The following is a 5499-nucleotide window of genomic DNA, read 5'->3' as shown; positions in this document are numbered from 1 at the left end:
CCCTCCCGCTTCACCGCCCTATTCTGGCTGACAGCAAGCGACAACAGACTGGCAAAGGAGACGACCAATGACCAAGCACATCGCAATGAAGACCCCGCCGATCGTTTCGAGGCAGGACTGGGAAGCCGCCCGCGAACAGATGCTGGTGAAGGAAAAGGCAACACTGCGCGCCAAGGACGCATTGGCCGCCGAGCGCCGGCGCATGCCGTGGATGGAAGTCGACAAGGCCTATGTGTTCGAGGGACCGAACGGCAGAGCGAGCCTGCTCGATCTGTTCGAAGGCCGCCGCCAGCTGATCGTCTATCGCGCCTTCTTCGAGCCCGGCGTGCATGGCTGGCCCGATCACGCCTGCCGCGGCTGTTCGCTGGGCGCCGACCAGGTCGGCCACCTCGCCCATCTCAACGCCCGCAACACCACGCTTGCCTACGCTTCGCGTGCCCCGCAGGCCGACATTGCGCGGCTGAAGCAGCGGATGGGCTGGCAGATGCCCTGGTACACAATCACTGACAGTTTCGACAAGGACTTCGGTGTCGACGAATGGCACGGCCACAACGTCTTCATCCGTGACGGCGATCGCATCTTCCGCACCTACTTGATTAACAGCCGCGGCGACGAAGCGATGGGCACCGTCTGGAGCTATCTCGACGCGACGCCGCTCGGCCGCCAGGAAATCTGGGAGGATTCGCCCGAAGGCTATCCGCAGACTCCACTCTACTCCTGGTGGAACTGGCACGACAATTACGACGCCGGGGCCGACAAGAAATGGGAAGAAGTGTCTGCTGCCGGCGAGGCCGCATTCCGCGACAAGGGCGAGCAGTAACGGTTGTCCAGTCTGGGTTCCTCTCCCCACTCCGTGGAGAGAGGAACCTGTCGTGGCTGGCATGATCATCAAGGATCAAGGCGATGAGCGATATCCACACAGGTGCCGGCAGCACGATCCCAGAAGCCGCCACCCTCGGGCTGGCCGACTGGCTTTGCCTTGCCGCGGCACCGACCTTCGCCGTGATGGCGCTGCTCACCTGCATCTTCAGCGGCGATGCGGCCATGCAGTGCATGGGCACCGACGCCTCGCCCCTCACGGGCATGGCTGCGATGTATCTGCTGATGAGCGCCTTTCATCTGGCGCCCTGGCTGCGGGTGATCTCCGGCCGGCAGGCCCGCTAGGCCCTTCCAATTCTAGACACCCCACACATCGGAGAAGACAATGAGACTGGTCAGGCTGAGAGCGCCGGGCGGCTTGGGCAATCTCGACCTGGTCGAGGAAGATCCGCCCCAACCAGGGCCGGGCGAGGTGCTGGTCAGGATCCGGGCCTGCGCGTTGAACATGCGCGACGACTTTGCCGTGCAAGGCAAGATGCCTCTCGCCGACGGCCGCGTTCCGCTCTCCGACGGCGCCGGCGAAGTGATTGCCCTCGGCGACGGTGTCGATGCACTCAGGCCCGGAGACAGCGTCGTCAGCGTCTTCTATCCCTGGTGGCTGCGCGGTGACATGACGCCCTGCACCCGGCGCGATATTCCGGGAGACAGTTTCGACGGCTTCGCCAGCGAGTATGTCTGCATGCCGGCGCATGCTTTCACCAGGGCACCGGCAGGCTATACGCATGTCGAGGCGGCGTCGCTCACCTGCACGGGCGTTACTGCCTGGCGCGGCCTGATTGTGTGCGGCAAGGTGAAGCCGGGCGACGCAGTGCTGGTCCTCGGTTCGGGCAGCGTATCGCTGTTCGCGCTGCAATTCGCCAAGGCCGCCGGCGCCCGGGTCATCGCCACCTCATCCGACGAGCAGAAGCTGGAAAGGCTCAAGCGCCTCGGAGCCGACGCCGTCATCAACTACAAGTCCGTCCCGGACTGGGGCCGCAAGGCCAAGGATCTGACGGGCGGGCGCGGCGTCGATCACGTGATCGAGGTCGGCGGACCCGCCACGCTGGCGCAGTCGATTATCGCCTGCCGCACGGGCGGTCACATCGCGCTGGTCGGCGTCCTGACCGGCTTTGCGGCGGAAGTGTCTATCCCAGCCCTGTTTTCCAACCAGATCCGCATCAGCGGCATTTCCATCGGCAGCCGGGCCGACCAGGAGGATATGATCCGCGCGATAGAGTCCAACAGGCTGAAGCCCGTCATAGACCGCCACTTTCCGCTGCAGGACATCGCCACCGCCTTCGCTCATTACGAATCCCGAAAGCATTTCGGCAAGGTCTGCCTTGACGTTTGAGCGTTCTCCGCCAGCAGCACGATGAAGGGGACCGCCGGGGCCGCGCCTCGTCGTGATCCTGCCTAGGTCGCGATGTCGTTGACCGGCAGCAGGGGCTTGGGAAGGTCGCTCTCGCCGAGCCCGCTACGCAACTCGATCTCGATGTCGCGGCAGATCTGCGAGATCGGAACGTCGTTGGCATTGCCCTCGAACGGGTTGGCGCTGCTTTCGCCGACCTGGTCGAGAGACATGTAGGCCCAGCCGAGCAGCGTGCTGAACGGGATCGTCAGCCAGATCGCTATCGACCCGAGCGCGCCACCCAGTTTGCCCATATCGGCAAAGACGGGAACGACCCCGAACGGCAACAGTGTGCAGAAGATCATGACGAACATCGAACTGACGATGGCGTATTGCCGGGGATAGGGATTGTTCTTGATGCGATCGCAGCGCGCCTGCTGGTCATGGAAGTCGCGGATCAGCTTGGTCAGTTCGCCATAGATCTGAGGAGGGAGCTTTGTGTCCTTGAACAGCGCATTGACCTGGACAGATTGCAGTTCGAGCAGGGCTATCGCCGGCTGGGGCGATTTCAGGACGTCCTCGGCCTGTTCGGCGAGCAGCGGACGCAATTCGTCGCCGACCGAGCTCGCATCCTCATGGATACGGTAGCGCCGCCGGTATTCGATATTGGCGGCCCGCGCCATGGACTCCCATGGCATCGGCCGGCGCAGGGAAAAGCGCAATGCCGTCATCCAGGCGATGTGGCGATAGATGAGCTGTCTGGCCGTCGGCGCGTCGAGGAAATCCCTGCAGAAATTGGACCACAAACGGCTGCTGGCCGTAATTTGCGTAAAAGCCTGCAGCGCGTCGCTGCTGCGGGTGAACACCTGCGAATTCTTGAACCCGGCGACGAGTGACACGGTGGTGCCAAGCACCAGCACCACCGACCATGGCACCGAAAACCCGGCGATGCCTGGAAGACGGTAGGCCGCCACGGCCAGACCGCTCACCACCACCATGTAGATGACGCTGCGCCGCGACCACAGCGCGAAATCGATCAGTTTGTAGGAACGGCCTACATACATCGTATCCCCTCAACTCATCGATAGGTCTGGTTTTGCACGGCCGGAATCTGGTCGCCTCATTGTGCCTTTGCAGCCCCGAACCGCAACCCGTCCATCAACAGCTTGACCAGCCGGCGCGAGCGGTCGCGCCATTCGGGGGTGTCGGGCGCTGAATAGATGCCGCCCAGCGCGTGCAGCACGTCGGAAGCGTCGACGTCGCCGCGGATGGTGCCGTCGGCCACCGCCGCCTCGACCAGGCGTCGCAAGGCTTGCGACACCCGGCCGAACGTGTCGGAAAACAGCGTCGAATTGGTGGTGAGCACAATGCGCAGGCTGGTCGCCAGGCCGCGCTTGGTGGCGATGTAGTCGACGAAGCGCTGCATCCACTGTTCCAGCGCGACATCGGACGGATGTTTTTGGGCAAGCTCGCCGGCGGCCGCGCACAGCGCCTCCACCTCACGACGATAGACCACCTCGACCAGATGCTCGCGCGTCGGGAAATGCCGGTAGAGCGTGCCGATGCCGACGCCGGCGCGGCGCGCGATCTCCTCCAGCGAGCCATCGATGCCGCGCTCGGCAAAGACTGACACCGCCACCTCGACCAGCCGGTCGCGGTTGCGCCGCGCATCGGCGCGCAGCGGCTTTGCGTCTACGGCCTCGGCCTTCTGTTCAGCAATGGCGGACGGCTCGCTGGCCAATTTTTTCTCCACATCGTGTCAGGGGGCTTGAATCCGGCAGGGTCAGCCACCACGTAATAAACGGAGGCGCCTCCGTTTTAGTGGAGCACCTTTATCATATAATCAGGAGAACCGGTATGTCACGTCTTTCGAACACGCAAGCCGACATCTCCCCTGCCCGCCTGCCTCGCGGGAGATCCGCCATCTCCGCTTTCGCCGTCAAGACCTGACCGAACAGTTACCTTGCCCTTCTGCGGCAAGGCACCAGTTCAATCCCATCCGCGTCAAGCAACTGGAGCCAGACGCCCATGACCAGCCTTCCCATTACCCTCACCATCAATGGCCACCGACACCAACTGGAGGTCGATCCACGCGTAACCCTGCTCGACCTGCTGCGCGAGCGGCTCGATCTCACCGGCACCAAGAAGGGCTGCGACCGCGGCCAATGCGGCGCCTGCACGGTGCTGGTCGACGGCAAGCGCATCAACTCATGCCTGGCGCTGGCGGTCAGCCATGACGGCGCCCAGGTCTTGACCATCGAAGGCGTCGCCAACGGCGAGGAACTGCATCCGGTGCAGGCCGCCTTCATCGCCCATGACGGCTTCCAGTGCGGGTTCTGCACACCCGGCCAGATCATGAGCACGCTCGGCCTGATCGCCGAGGGACAGGCCGGCGACGATCCCGAACGCATCCGCGAGGGGCTGAGCGGCAACATATGCCGCTGCGCGGCCTATGGCGGCATCGTCGAGGCCGTCCTGGAAGCCCAGCAACAGCTTGTCAAAGCCGACCGGAGGACCGCGGCATGAGAGACTTCGATTACATCAGGCCCGCCACCATTCCCGACGCCATCGCCGCGGCAGCCGAGCCGGGCTCGGCCTATCTCGCCGGCGGCACCAATCTGCTCGACCTGATGAAAGGCGGCATCACCAGTCCCGAGCGTATCGTCGACATCTCCCGGCTGCCGGAACTCAACCGCATCGAACGGCTGGACGATGGTGGCCTGCGCATCGGTGCGCTGGTGCGTAACGCCGACCTTGCCTACCATCCGGCGTTCGCCAAATCCTATCCGGCGGTGGCCGAGGCGCTGCTGTCGGGCGCTTCGGCGCAGCTTCGCAACGCCGCCACCGTCGGCGGCAATCTGTTGCAGCGCACGCGCTGCAGCTATTTCTACGACACCGCCAGCGCCTGCAACAGGCGCCAGCCAGGCACCGGCTGCGACGCGCTGGAAGGCGAAAACCGCCTGCACGCCGTGCTCGGCTGGAGCGACGCCTGCATCGCCACCCACCCGTCGGATTTCTGCGTGCCGCTGGTGGCGCTCGACGCCGTGGTCGAGATCGAAGGCAAGAAGGGCCGGCGCCATGTTTCGCTGGAGGAATTTCACCGGCTTCCCGGCGAAACGCCGCAGCGGGAGAATGCGCTGGAGCCCGGCGACCTGATCGTGGCGGTGCGCCTGCCGGCGGAGGCTGCCTCCTTCTCCGCCAATGCCCGTTACCTCAAAGTCCGCGAACGCACCTCCTATGCCTTTGCCGTCGTATCGGCCGCGGCAGCGCTCGTCGTCGACGGCGGCAAGATC

The 5499-nt window shown here is 64.4% G+C and carries 7 protein-coding genes; 5 read left to right on the top strand and 2 right to left on the bottom strand.

The features are described 5' to 3' along the window. Nucleotides 1-67 precede the first annotated feature (67 nt). The 3 genes from ENZ75_RS19185 to ENZ75_RS19175 all read left to right on the top strand — a co-directional run bounded on the left by ENZ75_RS19185 (nt 68) and on the right by ENZ75_RS19175 (nt 2209). Nucleotides 68-820, top strand: a complete 753-nt coding sequence (locus tag ENZ75_RS19185; RefSeq protein WP_013530710.1) for a thioredoxin family protein — start codon at nt 68-70, stop codon at nt 818-820. Nucleotides 821-903: 83 nt separating this feature from the next. Further along, the gene (locus ENZ75_RS19180; RefSeq protein ID WP_024501661.1) at nt 904-1164 is read left to right on the top strand and encodes a hypothetical protein; all 261 of its coding nucleotides are present in this window, start codon (nt 904-906) and stop codon (nt 1162-1164) included. 40 nt (nt 1165-1204) lie between these two features. Beyond that, the gene (locus ENZ75_RS19175; RefSeq protein ID WP_063168583.1) at nt 1205-2209 is read left to right on the top strand and encodes an NAD(P)-dependent alcohol dehydrogenase; all 1005 of its coding nucleotides are present in this window, start codon (nt 1205-1207) and stop codon (nt 2207-2209) included. A 62-nt stretch (nt 2210-2271) separates the two neighbouring features. Here the strand turns inward: ENZ75_RS19175 and ENZ75_RS19170 are convergent, their stop codons facing one another. Beyond that, nucleotides 2272-3270 (bottom strand): bestrophin family ion channel, encoded by a 999-nt coding sequence (locus ENZ75_RS19170; RefSeq protein ID WP_063168584.1) that lies wholly within the window; start codon nt 3268-3270, stop codon nt 2272-2274. A 56-nt stretch (nt 3271-3326) separates the two neighbouring features. Next, the gene (locus ENZ75_RS19165) at nt 3327-3947 is read right to left on the bottom strand and encodes a TetR/AcrR family transcriptional regulator (protein ID WP_024501664.1); all 621 of its coding nucleotides are present in this window, start codon (nt 3945-3947) and stop codon (nt 3327-3329) included. Nucleotides 3948-4234: 287 nt separating this feature from the next. Here ENZ75_RS19165 and ENZ75_RS19160 point away from each other — a divergent pair, with 287 nt between their 5' ends. Further along, complete coding sequence (locus ENZ75_RS19160) at nt 4235-4732, top strand: (2Fe-2S)-binding protein (protein ID WP_013530705.1); 498 nt, start codon at nt 4235-4237, stop codon at nt 4730-4732. Further along, nucleotides 4729-5499 (top strand): xanthine dehydrogenase family protein subunit M (locus ENZ75_RS19155; RefSeq protein ID WP_164887866.1); only part of this gene is annotated, 771 nt, incomplete at its 3' end. The genes ENZ75_RS19160 and ENZ75_RS19155, both read left to right, overlap by 4 nt.

Origin of the sequence: Mesorhizobium sp. M7A.F.Ca.CA.002.04.1.1 (assembly GCF_004022805.1) — a bacterium.
GTDB lineage: Bacteria > Pseudomonadota > Alphaproteobacteria > Rhizobiales > Rhizobiaceae > Mesorhizobium > Mesorhizobium ciceri.
The sequence above is the reverse complement of the archived record's forward strand: the minus strand, read 5'-3'. Positions and strand labels throughout refer to the sequence as shown.

Excerpts from the sequence above, each read along its gene's own strand:
- ENZ75_RS19185 (WP_013530710.1), top strand. The coding sequence starts at position 68 with ATGACCAAGCACATCGCAATGAAGACCCCGCCGATCGTTTCGAGGCAG.
- ENZ75_RS19180 (WP_024501661.1), top strand. The coding sequence starts at position 904 with ATGAGCGATATCCACACAGGTGCCGGCAGCACGATCCCAGAAGCCGCC.
- ENZ75_RS19175 (WP_063168583.1), top strand. The coding sequence starts at position 1,205 with ATGAGACTGGTCAGGCTGAGAGCGCCGGGCGGCTTGGGCAATCTCGAC.
- ENZ75_RS19170 (WP_063168584.1), bottom strand. The coding sequence starts at position 3,270 with ATGTATGTAGGCCGTTCCTACAAACTGATCGATTTCGCGCTGTGGTCG.
- ENZ75_RS19160 (WP_013530705.1), top strand. The coding sequence starts at position 4,235 with ATGACCAGCCTTCCCATTACCCTCACCATCAATGGCCACCGACACCAA.